Annotated in this window: 14 protein-coding genes and 1 tRNA gene; 2 read left to right on the forward strand and 13 right to left on the reverse strand. The window is 69.1% G+C overall.

What is annotated here, in order from left to right:
- Positions 1 to 37: 37 nt before the first annotated feature.
- From NS354_RS04040 to NS354_RS04090, 11 genes are all read right to left on the reverse strand, one after another.
- Positions 38 to 113, reverse strand: a tRNA-Ala gene (locus NS354_RS04040).
- Between the two features lie 94 nt (positions 114 to 207).
- Positions 208 to 582, reverse strand: coding sequence for a ribosome silencing factor (rsfS, locus tag NS354_RS04045; RefSeq protein ID WP_193750696.1), 375 nt, complete (start codon positions 580 to 582; stop codon positions 208 to 210).
- 65 nt (positions 583 to 647) lie between these two features.
- A complete protein-coding gene (locus tag NS354_RS04050) occupies positions 648 to 2,450 on the reverse strand; it encodes a hypothetical protein (protein ID WP_153002103.1) in 1,803 nt (600 codons plus the stop codon).
- A complete protein-coding gene (gene nadD, locus NS354_RS04055; protein ID WP_082677881.1) occupies positions 2,450 to 3,046 on the reverse strand; it encodes a nicotinate-nucleotide adenylyltransferase in 597 nt (198 codons plus the stop codon). The genes NS354_RS04050 and nadD overlap by 1 nt, the downstream gene beginning before the upstream one ends.
- 12 nt (positions 3,047 to 3,058) lie before the next feature.
- Complete coding sequence (locus tag NS354_RS04060; protein ID WP_058593318.1) at positions 3,059 to 3,274, reverse strand: hypothetical protein; 216 nt, start codon at positions 3,272 to 3,274, stop codon at positions 3,059 to 3,061.
- A 57-nt stretch (positions 3,275 to 3,331) separates the two neighbouring features.
- Positions 3,332 to 4,585: a glutamate-5-semialdehyde dehydrogenase gene (locus tag NS354_RS04065; protein ID WP_193750697.1), complete on the reverse strand. Its 1,254-nt coding sequence runs from the start codon at positions 4,583 to 4,585 to the stop codon at positions 3,332 to 3,334.
- 65 nt (positions 4,586 to 4,650) lie between these two features.
- Positions 4,651 to 5,427: a glutamate 5-kinase gene (proB, locus tag NS354_RS04070; RefSeq protein ID WP_082677882.1), complete on the reverse strand. Its 777-nt coding sequence runs from the start codon at positions 5,425 to 5,427 to the stop codon at positions 4,651 to 4,653.
- Complete coding sequence (gene obgE, locus NS354_RS04075; RefSeq protein WP_058593321.1) at positions 5,424 to 6,929, reverse strand: GTPase ObgE; 1,506 nt, start codon at positions 6,927 to 6,929, stop codon at positions 5,424 to 5,426. Before obgE ends, proB begins: the two co-directional genes overlap by 4 nt.
- Positions 6,930 to 6,999: 70 nt before the next feature.
- A complete protein-coding gene (gene rpmA / locus NS354_RS04080; RefSeq protein ID WP_010157307.1) occupies positions 7,000 to 7,254 on the reverse strand; it encodes a 50S ribosomal protein L27 in 255 nt (84 codons plus the stop codon).
- Between the two features lie 33 nt (positions 7,255 to 7,287).
- Positions 7,288 to 7,596, reverse strand: coding sequence for a 50S ribosomal protein L21 (gene rplU, locus NS354_RS04085; protein ID WP_010157308.1), 309 nt, complete (start codon positions 7,594 to 7,596; stop codon positions 7,288 to 7,290).
- Between the two features lie 146 nt (positions 7,597 to 7,742).
- Positions 7,743 to 10,283, reverse strand: a complete 2,541-nt coding sequence (locus tag NS354_RS04090; RefSeq protein ID WP_058593322.1) for an Rne/Rng family ribonuclease — start codon at positions 10,281 to 10,283, stop codon at positions 7,743 to 7,745.
- 259 nt (positions 10,284 to 10,542) lie between these two features.
- On the opposite strand from NS354_RS04090, the gene NS354_RS04095 reads away from it, so the two are divergent.
- The gene (locus NS354_RS04095) at positions 10,543 to 11,154 is read left to right on the forward strand and encodes a vitamin K epoxide reductase family protein (RefSeq protein WP_058593323.1); all 612 of its coding nucleotides are present in this window, start codon (positions 10,543 to 10,545) and stop codon (positions 11,152 to 11,154) included.
- Here NS354_RS04095 and coaE read toward each other — a convergent pair.
- Positions 11,141 to 11,746 carry a dephospho-CoA kinase gene (coaE, locus tag NS354_RS04100; RefSeq protein ID WP_058593324.1) on the reverse strand — a complete coding sequence of 202 codons (606 nt, stop codon included), beginning with the start codon at positions 11,744 to 11,746 and terminating at the stop codon, positions 11,141 to 11,143. The two genes, NS354_RS04095 and coaE, sit on opposite strands and share 14 nt — an antisense overlap.
- 48 nt (positions 11,747 to 11,794) lie before the next feature.
- Here coaE and NS354_RS04105 point away from each other — a divergent pair, with 48 nt between their 5' ends.
- Entirely contained in the window at positions 11,795 to 12,409 is a 615-nt protein-coding gene (locus tag NS354_RS04105; protein ID WP_058593325.1) for a DUF4126 domain-containing protein, read from the forward strand.
- Positions 12,410 to 12,474: 65 nt separating this feature from the next.
- On the opposite strand, the gene rpsA is transcribed toward NS354_RS04105, so the two are convergent.
- Positions 12,475 to 13,920 (reverse strand): 30S ribosomal protein S1, encoded by a 1,446-nt coding sequence (gene rpsA, locus NS354_RS04110; RefSeq protein ID WP_058593326.1) that lies wholly within the window; start codon positions 13,918 to 13,920, stop codon positions 12,475 to 12,477.
- Positions 13,921 to 14,091: the final 171 nt, after the last annotated feature.

A 14,091-nucleotide genomic window follows, 5' to 3' on the forward strand; every position in this document is an offset into this window, starting at 1 on the left:
CGAGAACAGCCCCGCCGAAGCGGGGCTGTTCTCGATGTGGTGGATCTAAGGGGACTCGAACCCCTGACCCCCTGCATGCCATGCAGGTGCGCTACCAGCTGCGCCATAGACCCAGGGAAGTCGGACGAATTCTCGCCCGACAACTCTTCTACTGTACATCACCCGGCTACCCGAAGACCAAATCGTGGAATCTCGGGCGCGTCACGCTCAGTCGCCCGCCGGCTCCTGCTCGACGGGCGCCGAGAACTCGGCCAGGTCGATCGTCGGGCAGTCCTGCCAGAGCCGCTCGAGTTGGTAGAAGTCGCGCTCCTCCTGATGGAAAACGTGGACGATGAGGTCGCCGAAGTCGAGCAGGATCCAGCGCCCGCTCTCACGGCCCTCGCGGCGCACCGTGCGCACGCCCGCCCCGTTCAGGGCGTCCTCGATGCCGTCCGAGATCGCCTGCACGTTGCGCTCCACGGAGCCGCTGACGATCAGGAACACGTCGGCGAGGCCGAACTGCTCCGTCACCTCGAGCGCCACGGGCCCCGTGGCGCCCTTCGCATCGGCGGCGTTCACCGCCAGCTTCAGATCGCTTCGCACGTCTCGTGCGTCAGTTGCAGCGTTCAGTTCGTGTCCTTCGTTCGCTCTGTCCAAGCTTCGGCCGGTCAGCCGAAGAAACCGTTGCTCGCGCCCCAGGCACCCAGGCCGACGACGACGATCAGCAGGCCGCCACCGGTCAGCGAGAGCACCAGCGGCAGCTTGCTCTTCTCCCGCGTGGGCTTCGCGACCACGGGGATGCCGGAGTCGACTCGGGCGCTGACCGCGTGACGAGCGGAGACGGGTGCCGGCCCCTCGTTCGGATCGTCCCGGTGCGGCATCTGATCCCCCGTGATGGGATCCATCTCGATCGAGTCGTGGAGCGCCGAGTGGCCGCCGGTCTCGCCGAGCGACTTCGGCAGCTTCAACGAACCCGTCACGTACAGGTCGCCGGTCGCTCCGAGCGGGCCGGTGAGGCCGCCGGTGTCCTCGGGCATCGAGGGCAGGATCAGGGCGGAGGTGCCCGTGCTGCTCGTCGACCCCTCCTGCGCGACCGCTCGGGAGATCAGGTCGTCGAAGTCGCCGTCATTCTGGGCGCCGCCGCTTCGGGCGGGGAACTCGCGCCCGGAGGGGTCGTCGAACACCGATCGCCATTCCTCCGGGGGCGCGATGTCGGGGAACGAGTAGTTCTCCCGCTGCTGAGGGTTCCCAGCGCTGGCGCGCTTCGCGTCGGGCGTCACGGCGTCATCGGTCGCGGGATCCGCCGCCGTGGGCGTCGCGTCGCCGCCTTGGGCGGGCAGCACCGTCGTCTCCGGGGGCGCCGTGGGCAGGTCTTCGGGGGCGTCCGCAGGGGCGGGTGCCCCGGGCGTCGCGTCGAGCACGGTGGTCTCGGCCTCGCTGCGCTCGTCGCGTGCGCCCGACTCATCCGCGCTCTCGTCGACGAGCTCGGCGATCACCGGCTCGGTCTCGGGCGCGCCCGATGCATCCCCGGTGCGGGAGCCCGATGCAGCGGATGCGGGCGGCGCGGTCTCAGCCTCGAACGACCCCGCGTCGATCGGCTCGGCATCGACGGACTCGAGCACGGCGGTCTCGGGGGCGTCGGTCGGCGTCGCGCCGGCTGCGGCCACCGGGTGCGCGGCCTCGCCGGTCTCGTCGGAGCGCTCCTCGGTCTGCTTCGCACGCTGCCACGGGAAGCGCCGCTTGCTCTTGACCGGGGCGTCTGTCTCCTCCGGCTCCGCCGTCGCCTCGGCGTCGGCCTCGCCCGTCGTCACGTGCTCTGCAGCTCCCGATACGACCTCGTCCCGAGCGGCGGGCCCGGAGGCCCCGGACTGCTCGGCGGGCTCGGCGTTCTCGGAGGATTCTGCCTCGCGCAGCTCTTCGACCGTGAATGGCTCCGTCGGCGGCGACATGAGGGTGTCGAAGTCGGGTTCGTCACTCGCGGGGGCACCGGGAGGGTTCGAGGCCTCGGGCTCCGGGGCGACCGGCTCCTCGATGGCCTGGGCGGACTCCTCGGGCGCCTGCGCGGGAGCCTCCGGCTCGGAGTCGTTCGCCGCAGCGGGGGCCTCCGCCTCCGCCGCCGAGTCGTCCGCGGATGCCGACTGCTCGGCCGCGTCGGGCTGCGCGGTCGCGATCGACTCGTCCTCGGCAGGTGCTCCGGCTGCTGCGCCTCCGCCGCTGCGCGCGGCGAGTTCGGCGAGCGCTTCCTCGCGCAGCTGCCGCATCTCTCGTCGGCTGCGCGGGGTGCCGTCGGGATGGAACGGGGAGATCTCGATGTCCGCTTCCGTCGCCGGCTGTGCTGCGGGCGCCTCCGGCTGCGGAGCGCCACTCGGCGGCTCCCCCACCTCCGAGAGGTCCATGGCGCCGGTTTCCCCGAGGTCGCGCATGCGTCGCTCACGCCGGGTCAGCGGTCGTTGTTCGTCCTGCTCGCTCATCACTTAGTCGCTTCCTCGGTGTATAGCCCGTGCTTCGCAATGTACTGCACCACACCGTCCGGGACGAGGTACCACACCGGATAACCTCGGGCGACTCGCGCCCGGCAGTCGGTCGACGAGATCGCCAGCGCGGGGACTTCCAACAAGCTTACGTGCTCCTCTGACAAACCTGAAAGCGAGAGCTCGTGCCCGGGCCGCGAGACGGCGATGAAGTGCGCGTAGTCCCAGAGGTGGTCGACGTCCTTCCAGCTGAGGATCTGCTCCACGGCATCGGCGCCGGAGATGAAGAAGAGCTCGGCGTCGGGATGCTGCTCGTGCAGATCGCGCAGGGTGTCCACCGTGTACGTGGGGCCCGCACGATCCACATCGACGCGACTCACGGTGAACCTGGGGTTCGATGCGGTGGCGATCACCGTCATGAGATAGCGGTGCTCGCTCGCGGATACGTTCTGCTTCTGCCACGGCTGCCCGGTCGGGACGAACAGCACCTCGTCGAGCCCGAAGCTCTGCGCGACCTCGCTCGCGGCGACGAGATGACCGTGGTGGATCGGGTCGAACGTTCCGCCCATCACCCCGATCCGACGTGTGTGTGACACGTTCGGCGCGCTTTACGGGTGATGCGTCGCTGAGCCGTGGTCGCGGGCGTATGCCTCGGCCTTCGCCGCGTGGCGGTTCGCGACGTCGCGGAAGGAGAAGGTGACCGCCGCGAAGACGACGAAGATGGCGAAGACGACGATGCCGAACACGACAGCCGGGAACGGCAGCTCATTGACGATGTGGTGCCCCTCTTCGGCGGCAGCTGCGATCGTGGCAAGAAGTGACATTGGTGGTCCCCTGCGTTCGTAACGGAAAGTGGTACCGAATCAGTCTAGCGGGTGGCGTCAGCGTATCTGGCCAGCGCCGCGCACGAGCCACTTGGTGCTGGTCAGCTCGGGAAGCCCCATGGGACCGCGGGCGTGCAGCTTCTGGGTGGAGATGCCGACCTCCGCACCGAATCCGAACTCCCCGCCATCGGTGAAGCGCGTCGACGCGTTCACCATGACCACGGCCGAATCGACCTCGGCGAGGAACCGTTCTGCGCTGGCGTAGTCCCGCGTCACGATCGCCTCCGTGTGCCGTGTCGAATACCGATCGATGTGGGCGAGCGCCTCGTCGAGCGAGTCGACGATCCGGATCCCCATCTCCAGCGCGAGATGCTCCGTCGCCCAGGTCTCCTCGTCGGCCGGCGCGATTCCCGCGATCCGCTCGACCGTCGCCGCATCTCCGTACATCGACACGTCGGCCTCGCGGAGCGCGTCGGTGAGCCGCGGCAGCAGGCGATCGGCAGCTCCGCGGTGCACCAGCAGCGTCTCGGCCGCGTTGCAGACGCTCGGCCGGTGGGTCTTCGCGTTGAGCGCGATGTCGACCGCCATGTCGTCGTCGGCGGTCTCGTCGACATACACGTGCACGACGCCCGAGCCCGTTTCGATCACCGGAACCGTCGACTCGGTGACCACGGTCGAGATGAGCGCAGCGCTGCCGCGCGGGATCAGCACGTCCACGTAGCCCCGCGCTCGCATCAGGCGCCCCGCGCCCTCACGGCCGAACGGGTCGATGGTCTGCACCGCCCCGCCATCCAGCCCGACGCTCGAGATCGCACGCTGCACGACGTCGACGAGGGCGGCGTTCGTCTGCTCGGCAGCGCTCCCCCCGCGCAGCACCACGCCGTTGCCGCTCTTCAGCGCGAGCGCGGCGATGTCGATGGTGACGTTCGGGCGGGCCTCGTAGATCGCGCCGATCACGCCGAAGGGCACGCGCACCTGGCTGATGCCGATGCCGTTCGCGAGCGTGCTGCCCCGCACCACCTGTCCGACCGGGTCGGGCAGCGCGATGATCTCGCGAACTGCGCCCGCGAGTGCGCGCACGCGGGGCTCGTCCAGGCGCAGCCGGTCGAGCAGCCCGGCGCCGATCTCGTTCTGCTCGCCACGCTCCAGATCCTGCGCATTGGCGTCGACGATGCTCGGTGCACTGCGCTCGAGGCCGACGGCGATCGCCTCGAGTGCGGCGTTCTTCGCGTCGGTCGTCGCTCCGGCGAGCGATCGGGCGGCGTCGCGGGCGTTCTGGAGACGTTCGATGAAGGCGTCGGCAGCAGGCATGGCCATCAGCCTAGTGCCTCGCCGGCCGCTCGGCCGCCCGGCGCAGCGCCGTTGCGATTCGCGCGCTACGCGGGACGGGCGGCGAAGCGCGTGCCGTGGTCCGAGCCCCCGAGCACGGCGGCGAGCAGCCGCGTCTCCGTGAGCAGCACGGTCGCCCCGGCATCCGCGGCGAGCCGGGCGGCCTGCACCTTGGTCGCCGCCCCTCCGGTGCCCCAACCCGACTGGCTCTCGCCGATCTCGATGCCCGCGAGAGGATCGCCGTACGCCACCTCGGAGATGCGCTCCGCCCCGGCCATCGCCGGCGGAGCCGTGTACAGCGCGTCGACATCCGAGAGCAGTACGAGTCGATCGGCGTCGACGAGCCGGGCGACGAGCGCCGCGAGGCGATCGTTGTCGCCGAAGCGGATCTCGTGGGTCGCGACCGTGTCGTTCTCGTTGATGATCGGCAGGATGCCGAGTTGCAGCAGCCGCTCGATGGCCCGACGCGCGTTGTCGCGGTGGGTCGGGTTCTCGATGTCGTGCGCGGTGAGCAGCACCTGGCCGGCGATGATCTCGTGCGTGGTCAGCGCGCGCTGGTAGCGGTTCACCAGGATGTTCTGGCCGACCGCCGCAGCCGCCTGCTGCGTCGCGAGATCATCGGGTCGTTCTTCGAGATGCAGGAACGGCACGCCGGTCGCGATCGCGCCGCTCGAGACGAGGATCACCTGAGCGCCCGCCGCATGGAGTTGGGCGAGCGACGCCACGAGTTCGGGGATCTGCCCGGCGTTCTCACCGCTCACCGATGAGGAGCCCACCTTCACGACGACGCGTCGGGCTGCGAGCAGCTCGTCGCCGTGCGTCACTGCTGATCCTCCCAGAGTCCCGCCTTCCGCTCGCGCTCGAGCTCGGCGCGCGCCGCGGCCTTGGCATCCATGAGGTTGTGGTACTCCGCACGGCGCTCCTGGTTCGTCCGTCGCCCGTTGGGGTCGACGCGCAGGTCGGTGCCGCGCGCACCCATCTGCACCTCTGCGGCGCTCGTCATGGTCGGCTCCCAGTCGAAGACGACTCCGGCCCCGGGACCGATGACGACCGTGGAACCGGCGACGGCGCCCGCCTTCACGAGCGCATCCTCGATACCGATCTTCTGCAGGCGATCTGCGAGGTACCCCACCGCTTCGTCGTTCTTGAAGTCGGTCTGCGCCACCCAGCGCTCCGGTTTCGCGCCGAGAATGCGGTACAGGGTGCCGTAGCTGCCCCCTTCGGTGACGACGCGGAAACCGCCGTCGTCGACCGCCTTGGGCTGCAGCACGATGCGTTCCTGCACCGGGGCTTCGTCGATGCGGCGCTGCCGCTCAGCCTCCACGAGTTCGGCCAGCGCGAACCCGAGCTCCCGGAGCCCCTCGTGGGAGACCGTCGAGATCTCGAAGACGCGGTATCCCTGGGCCTCGAGCTCGGGCCGCACGAACTCGGCGAGTTCCCGCCCCTCGGGCACGTCGATCTTGTTGAGGGCGATGAGCTGCGGCCGTTCGAGGAGGGCGGTCTGCCCCTCCGGCACGGGGTAGGCGGCGAGTTCGTTCTTGATGACCTCGAGATCGGAGAGCGGATCCCGCCCCGGCTCCAACGTCGCGCAGTCGAGCACATGGAGCAGCGCGCTGCACCGCTCGACGTGGCGGAGGAAGTCGAGCCCGAGTCCCTTGCCCTCGCTCGCGCCCTCGATCAGGCCGGGCACGTCGGCGACGGTGAACCGGTGATCCGCCACCTGCACCACGCCGAGGTTCGGGTGGAGCGTCGTGAACGGATAGTCGGCGATCTTCGGCTTCGCCGCGCTCATCGCGGCGATGAGGCTCGACTTGCCCGCAGAGGGATACCCGACGAGCGCGACATCTGCGATCGTCTTCAGCTCCAGCGTGAGAGTACCCGCCCAGCCGTCCGTGCCGAGGAGCGCGAAGCCCGGTGCCTTCCGCTTGCTGCTGGCCAGCGCGAGGTTGCCGAGGCCCCCCACGCCGCCCTTCGCCGCGATGAAGCGCGTGCCCGGCTCCGTGAGATCGACCAGGGTCTCCCCCGCCTCGTTCTTCACGACGGTGCCCACCGGCACGGGCAGCACGAGGTCGGCGCCGTTCGTCCCGGCCCGGTAGTCGCCCGCGCCGTAGCCGCCGTTCTCGGCGCTCCGGTGCGGGCGCCGGTGGTAGTCGAGCAGCGTGGTCACCTGGGGGTCGGCGACGAGCACGACGTCTCCGCCGTGCCCGCCCGCCCCGCCGTCGGGGCCGGCGAGCGGCTTGAACTTCTCACGACGGATCGACACGCAGCCGTTTCCGCCGCGGCCTGATTGGACGTGCACCTGCACCCGATCGACAAACGTGACCATAACCGTCTTTCCTACCCCGAGATACGGCAAAAGGCGAGCCGAAGCCCGCCTCGCCGTTGAACGCCTGCAGTCAGGCTGCGGCTACGATGTTGACGACCTTGCGGCCGCCCTTCGCTCCGAACTCCACCGCGCCCGCAGCGAGTGCGAACAGCGTGTCGTCTCCGCCACGGCCGACATTGGCGCCCGGGTGGAAATGGGTTCCGCGCTGGCGAACGATGATCTCGCCGGCGTTCACCTGCTGGCCGCCGAAGCGCTTGACGCCGAGGCGCTGAGCGTTCGAGTCGCGACCGTTGCGGGTGGAGCTGGCGCCCTTCTTATGTGCCATGAGTCTCTACTCCTTGAATCGTTGTCGAGGCGATTACTTGATGCCGGTGACCTTGAGGCGCGTCAGATCCTGACGGTGCCCCTGGCGGCTCTTGTAACCGGTCTTGTTCTTGTACCGCTGGATCACGATCTTCGGCCCGCGGAGGTCGTTGAGCACCTCTGCAGTCACGGTGACCTTGGCCAGCTCGGCCGCATCGGTGGTCACCTTGTCGCCGTCGACGAGGAGCACCGCGGGAAGCTGAAGCTTGCCCGTGGAGTCGCCCGAAACACGGTTGACGGTGATGATCGAGCCGACCTCGACCTTTTCCTGACGTCCGCTTGTGCGCACTACTGCGTAAACCACTTCATACCCTTTTCTCGAGGATCGCCTTGCGTGTCGAACCGCAGCGCCGCCGCGATCGAAGCTTGTGTTCGCCACCCCGAAGAGTGGCACCAACGGTCAATATTATCTCGAAGCACCAATTCTGGTCAAATAGGCGCCTGCGCGTGTCACGAACGACCCGCGTCCTTCCGCTTCGCGGTCGCATCGAGCGCCTCCGCGAGCGCGATCTGCGCGGCCCGCTGAGGATCGGCCGGCTCCGCCGCAGCCGCACGAGCCTCGCTCCGCGCAGCACCCTCGGAGCGCTCCGCATCCATGCCGCCCCGCACGGGCGCGGTCGACACTCGCCGATTGCGCGCGCGACCGTTCCCCGCGGCGGGAGCCGCCGGAAGGGCGTCGAGCACCGAGTCCAGCAGGCCGCTCGCGGCGGCCTCGGGACGCTCCTGACGCGCTTCCGGGGCGCGCTGCGACTGCGAGCCTCCGAGTTGCACGCGACCCGTGGCCCCGGCTTCCTCGCGCTGAGCGCCCCGCGGCTCCTGGCGCACGTCCGATCGGGCGCCCGACCGGGTGCTGCGCACCGAGTCCGCTGCCTCGGCGGCACCGCGGAGGGCCTGCACCAGCTCGTCGCGCTCGGGCTCCTTGGCGGCGTGCAGCGTGGATGCCGCCACCTGGGCGAGCATGTTCTTCGCTCCGTCCGTGATCGCGTGCGTCTGCGCCTTCGCCTCGGCCTGGTGGTGCTGCTGCGAAGCGGCGTGCTGCTGACCCTTGCCGCGCTTCGATCCCCGTGACGGAGCGTCGCTTCGGTGGTGCTTGCTGACCGGCTCGTGATGCACGATCACACCGCGACCCGCGCAGACGTCGCACGGCTCGCTGAACGATTCGAGGAGCCCGAGACCGAGCTTCTTGCGCGTCATCTGCACGAGGCCCAGCGAGGTCACCTCGGCGACCTGGTGCTTCGTGCGGTCGCGGCTCAGGCACTCGACCATGCGCCGCAGTACCAGGTCCCGGTTCGATTCGAGCACCATGTCGATGAAGTCGACCACGATGATGCCGCCGATGTCGCGCAGCCGCAGCTGGCGCACGATCTCCTCGGCCGCCTCCAGGTTGTTCTTCGTGACGGTCTCCTCGAGATTTCCGCCGGACCCCACGAACTTGCCCGTGTTGACGTCGACGACGGTCATCGCCTCCGTGCGGTCGATCACGAGGGATCCGCCCGAGGGCAGCCAGACCTTGCGATCCAGCGCCTTCGCGATCTGCTCGGTGACGCGGTACTCGTCGAAGATGTCGCGGTCGCCCTGGTACTGCTCGACGCGCTCCAGGAGATCGGGAGCGACCTGCGAGAGATAGTGCTCGATCGTGCCGTACGTGTCGGCGCCCGAGATCGTGAGGCGGTGGAAGTCCTCGTTGAAGACGTCCCGCACGATCTTGATGAGCATGTCGGGCTCCGAGTGCAGCAGCACCGGCCCGCCGCCCTTCTCGACGCGCTTCTGGATCGACTCCCACTGGCGGGCGAGGCGCTGCACGTCGTGCGTGAGCTGATCCTCGCTCGCCCCTTCGGCGGCCGTGCGCACGATGACGCCGGCACCCGTGGGCAGCACCTCCTTGAGGATCTTCTTCAGACGGGCGCGCTCCGTGTCGGGAAGCTTGCGTGAGATGCCGTTCATCGCGCCGCCGGGCACGTACACGAGGAAGCGTCCGGGCAGCGAGATCTGACTGGTGAGCCGCGCGCCCTTGTGGCCGACCGGATCCTTAGTCACCTGGACGAGCACCTGGTCGCCCGGCTTCAACGCGTTCTCGATGCGCCGGGCCGTGTTGCCGCCCTCGAACTCCGACCAATCGACCTCACCCGAGTACAGCACAGCGTTGCGACCGCGCCCGATGTCGACGAAGGCGGCCTCCATGCTGGGGAGCACGTTCTGCACGCGGCCGAGGTAGACGTTGCCGATGAGCGAGTTCTCGCTGGATCGCGCGACGTAGTGCTCGACGAGCACCTTGTCCTCCAGCACGCCGATCTGCACGCGATCGGCCGTCGTGCGCACGATCATCTCGCGGTCCACCGACTCGCGGCGCGCGAGGAACTCCGACTCCGTGATGACCACGCGCCGTCGGCCCGCGTCCCTCCCGTCGCGGCGGCGCTGCTTCTTGGCTTCGAGGCGCGTCGACCCCTTGACCTTCTGGGGCTCCGTGATCACCGGCGCCTGTCGCGGCTGGCGGCGGGGCGCCTCCTCCTCCGGCGCCGCGGGCGCCTCGCCCGTCGAGCGCCGACGATTGCGCCGCTGCGAGGACGCGGTCTCGCGCTCCCCGCCCGCCTCATCGCGGGAGAAACGCTCGTCGAGCAGGTCGTCGAGCTGGCGCAGCTCGGCCGGACGGAAGTCCACGCGTCGGGGCCGCGGCGCGATCGGCGGCACATCGGGCGCGAGGAAGATCAGTCGAGTCGTCGCTCGAAAGCGCTCCTCGGGCGTCATCTCGGAGAGGGGCAGGATGAGCTGCGGGGCGTCGGCCTTCGGCGCATCCGCTGCGGTCTGCTCAGACGGTTCGCCGGTCGCGGGCGCGGCCGCGTCTCCAGCGGGCGCATCGCCCTCGGTGTGCGAGCGGGCCTCGCCGCTCTGCGCCTCCGGTGCACCGGGAGCGGACTCCGCCGCCTGCTCGCGCTCCTCCACGGGTTCGGTCCCGGAGCCGTCGTGCTCTGCTTCTGCTGTGTGCTTCACCATTCCTGGTGTCTCCTCTGCCCCGGGAGAATGCGCATTCCCCTGGGGTTGCTCATCGTGCGGTGTCACCCGCGAATCCTGTTCTCCGCGAGCGTGTCGGCTCGCGCTCGGTCGTTCATCGACCGGTGAAGGTACCCGACCTTCAAAAGACTGTGCATGAGCCGCGCCGGTTCGGCACCGCTCACCCAGTCCATTATGTCACGTCGGTGTCCGGGAAGGGGGTCGGAGCTGAACTTGCAGGTGGACGCAGTAGGATCGCGCCATGAGTTCAGAGCTCCGCGCCGCGTCGCGCCCCGTCGCCTTCGCAGTCTTCACCATCATCGCCGGAGCGGTCGGGTGGTTCGCCTCGTTCGAACTGCTCACGGAGTACATCAAGACTCTGCAGAACCCCGATTACATCCCGAACTGCTCGGTCAGCATCCTGGTGACCTGCGGGCCGAACATGGCCTCCTGGCAGGGGTCCATCTTCGGATTCAGCAACACGATCATCGGCGTCGCCGCCTTCATCGCGCCGATCGCCGTCGGCGTCGCGCTCCTCGCGGGCGCCCGGTTCGCCCCCTGGTTCTGGGTCGCCTACCAGGTCGGCCTGCTCGGGGCCTTCACCCTGGTCTGCTGGCTGTTCGTGCAGAGCGTGTTCATGCTCGGCACGCTCTGCCCGTGGTGCATGGTGGTCTGGACGGCCACCATTCCGCTCTTCTGGATCACGCTCCTGCGCCCCTACGCCGTGGGCGATGTTCCGGTGGGCTCCGGCGCGCAGCGCGTCCTTGCTCGATGCTACGCCTGGAGCTGGGTGATCATTCTCGCGTGCTTCGCCGTCATCGCGTTCATCGCGCAGCTGCAGCTCGACTGGGTCTCGGAGTTCAGTCGAGGCTGATGAGGCGCTCCCAGAGGCGGTCGGCGTGGGCGAGCGTCTCCTCCTCCGCGCCCGAGGTGTCGATGACGATATCGGCGATGGCGCGACGCTCGGCGTCGCTCCCCTGACGGTCGATGCGCTGCCGCGCGGCTTCGGCGGTCATGCCCCGGAGCGCCGTCATGCGCCCGATCCGGGTCTCGGCGTCCGCCTCGGCGACGACCACCAGGTCCCACGGCTCCTCCCGGGCAGAGGTCTCGACGAGCAGCGGCACCTCGTAGACGATGATGGCATCGGGGTCGGCCGCCACGGCCCGATCGACCTGCTCCCGGAAGAGGCGCCGCACCTCCGGATGCACGATGGCGTTGAGATCGCCCAGAGCGGCCGGATCTCCGAATACGACGGCGCCGAGTGCGGCACGGTCGAGGGATCCATCCTCGTGCACGACCCCCGCACCGAACCTCTCCGCCACGCGCGCGAGCCCCGGCGAACCTGGTGCCACCGCCTCGCGGGCGAGCGCATCGGCGTCGATCCGATGCGCTCCGTGATGCGCGAGACGCCGCCCGATCGTCGACTTCCCCGCCGCGATGCCGCCTGTCAACCCGATCAATCGCATGGTGCCAGCTTAACCGTCGACCCCGTAGGCTGAACTCGGGAGGCAGTCATGCTCGAGGTGATCACCGGAGTCGTACTCGCTGCGTCGGCGGGCCTCAATGCGTACATTCCCCTGCTCGGGCTCGGCCTGCTCTCGCGGTTCACGGAGTGGGTGTCCCTGCCGAGCGGCTGGAGTTGGATCGAGAACGAGTGGTGCCTCGGCATTCTGGCCGTGCTGCTGGTGTTCGAGATGCTGGTCGACAAGGTGCCGGCGCTCGATTCCGTCAACGACGCGCTCCACACGCTCATCCGCCCGGCATCGGGCGGCATGGTGTTCGCCGCGGGCGCGGGCAGCGACACCGTCGCAGTCGCCGACCCCGCCCAGTTCATCGCCTCAGCCGACGTGTGGCCAGTGGTGCTGGGCGCGTGCATCGCGCTCGTTCCCCACGCATTGAAGGCGATCGCACGTCCGATCGTCAACGTGCTGACCGCGGGTGCGGGGGCGGCGGTCGCGAGCGTCCTCGAGGATCTCGGGGCGGTCGTGCTCACGCTGCTCGCCGTCGTCGCCCCGGTGATCGCGCTCGTGGCGCTCGCCTGCGTCATCGTGCTGCTCGTGCGCAGGCTCCGGCGCGCGCTGCGCGATCGGCGCGCCCGGGCCGTGCGATCCGGACTTCCGGCGTCCTGAGCCGGAGACGCCGGAAGGCCCGGCCCCCGAACCGGGGGCCGGGCCTTCCGCACTGCGGCTGAGGGTCAGTTGCCCTCGAGCTGCGCCTTCAGCGCTGCGAGAGCAGCGTCGTCGGCGAGAGCGCCGGCCGAAGCGGCATCGCTCGAGAACGTCGACGAGGGCGAGTCCGCTGCGGGTGCAGCGGCGGCCTCGGCGAGCATCGAAGCGACCTGCTTCTTGTGCGCCTCCCAGCGCTCCTGAGCGGCAGCGTACTCCTGCTCCCACTTCTCGCGCTGCGACTCGAAGCCTTCCTTCCACTCCTGAGTCTCGGGATCGAAGCCCTCGGGGTACTTGTACTCCCCGTTCTCGTCGTACTCGGTGGTCATGCCGTAGAGCGCCGGATCGAACTCGGTGCCCTCGGGATCGACGCCCTCGTTGGCCTGCTTGAGGCTGAGCGAGATGCGACGGCGGTCGAGATCGATGTCGATGATCTTGACGAAGACCTCCTGGCCCGCCTGCACGACCTGCTCGGCGAGCTCGACGTGCTGGCCCGAGAGCTCGGAGATGTGCACGAGGCCCTCGATGCCGTCCGCGACGCGCACGAATGCGCCGAAGGGAACGAGCTTCGTCACGACGCCCGGGGCGATCTGGCCGATCGCGTGGGTGCGTGCGAAGACCTGCCACGGGTCCTCCTGCGTCGCCTTGAGCGACAGCGAGACGCGCTCGCGATCGAGCTCGACGGAGAGCACCTCGACGGTGACTTCCTGGCCGACCTCGACGACGTCGGATGCGTGCTCGATGTGCTTCCAGGAGAGCTCGGAGACGTGCACGAGACCGTCGACTCCGCCGAGGTCGACGAACGCGCCGAAGTTGACGATCGACGAGATGACGCCCTTGCGCACCTGGCCGGGCTTGAGCTCGGCGAGGAACGAGGAGCGGGTGGCCGACTGGGTCTCCTCGAGGAGCGCACGACGCGAGAGCACCACGTTGTTGCGGTTCTTGTCGAGCTCGAGAATCTTCGCCTCGATCTCCTGCCCCAGGTAGGGGGTGAGATCGCGCACGCGGCGCAGCTCGATGAGCGACGCCGGGAGGAAGCCGCGGAGCCCGATGTCCACGATGAGGCCGCCCTTGACGACCTCGATGACGGTGCCGGTGACGACGCCCTCGTTCTCCTTGATCTTCTCCACGTCGCCCCAAGCGCGCTCGTACTGAGCACGCTTCTTCGACAGGATGAGGCGGCCTTCCTTGTCCTCCTTCTGGAGCACGAGCGCCTCGACGGAATCGCCGACCTCGACGACCTCACCGGGGTCGACGTCGTGCTTGATGGACAGCTCGCGCGAGGGGATGACGCCCTCGGTCTTGTACCCGACGTCGAGGAGCACCTCGTCGCGGTCGATCTTCACAACGGTGCCTTCGATGAGGTCGCCGTCGTTGAAGAACTTCAGGGTCGATTCGACCGCTGCAAGGAAGTCGTCGGCAGAGCCGATGTCGTTTACTGCGACCTGCTTGCGTTCGGTCGTTGCGTTCGTCATGTAATTGGTCTCCAGAATGGACAGGGTATCGAGGCGGAAGCACGCCGATCGCGGCCGAATCCGAGGGATTCGCGAGCGCTCCCACGCGTGGACATGGTTGAGTCGCCACAGTTGTGACACTTCATGTTACCCGGGGACGCGCCCGGGATCAATCGAGAATCGCGTCGGCGC

This window comes from Leucobacter chromiiresistens (genome assembly GCF_001477055.1).
Lineage (GTDB): Bacteria > Actinomycetota > Actinomycetes > Actinomycetales > Microbacteriaceae > Leucobacter > Leucobacter chromiiresistens_A.

What these genes read in the sequence shown, in the direction of transcription:
- NS354_RS04050 (WP_153002103.1), bottom strand. Translation starts at nt 2,450, where the DNA reads ATGAGCGAGCAGGACGAACAACGACCGCTGACCCGGCGTGAGCGACGC.
- NS354_RS04060 (WP_058593318.1), bottom strand. Translation starts at nt 3,274, where the DNA reads ATGTCACTTCTTGCCACGATCGCAGCTGCCGCCGAAGAGGGGCACCAC.
- NS354_RS04065 (WP_193750697.1), bottom strand. Translation starts at nt 4,585, where the DNA reads ATGCCTGCTGCCGACGCCTTCATCGAACGTCTCCAGAACGCCCGCGAC.
- obgE (WP_058593321.1), bottom strand. Translation starts at nt 6,929, where the DNA reads ATGGTCACGTTTGTCGATCGGGTGCAGGTGCACGTCCAATCAGGCCGC.
- rpmA (WP_010157307.1), bottom strand. Translation starts at nt 7,254, where the DNA reads ATGGCACATAAGAAGGGCGCCAGCTCCACCCGCAACGGTCGCGACTCG.
- NS354_RS04090 (WP_058593322.1), bottom strand. Translation starts at nt 10,283, where the DNA reads ATGGTGAAGCACACAGCAGAAGCAGAGCACGACGGCTCCGGGACCGAA.
- NS354_RS04095 (WP_058593323.1), top strand. Translation starts at nt 10,543, where the DNA reads ATGAGTTCAGAGCTCCGCGCCGCGTCGCGCCCCGTCGCCTTCGCAGTC.
- coaE (WP_058593324.1), bottom strand. Translation starts at nt 11,746, where the DNA reads ATGCGATTGATCGGGTTGACAGGCGGCATCGCGGCGGGGAAGTCGACG.
- NS354_RS04105 (WP_058593325.1), top strand. Translation starts at nt 11,795, where the DNA reads ATGCTCGAGGTGATCACCGGAGTCGTACTCGCTGCGTCGGCGGGCCTC.
- rpsA (WP_058593326.1), bottom strand. Translation starts at nt 13,920, where the DNA reads ATGACGAACGCAACGACCGAACGCAAGCAGGTCGCAGTAAACGACATC.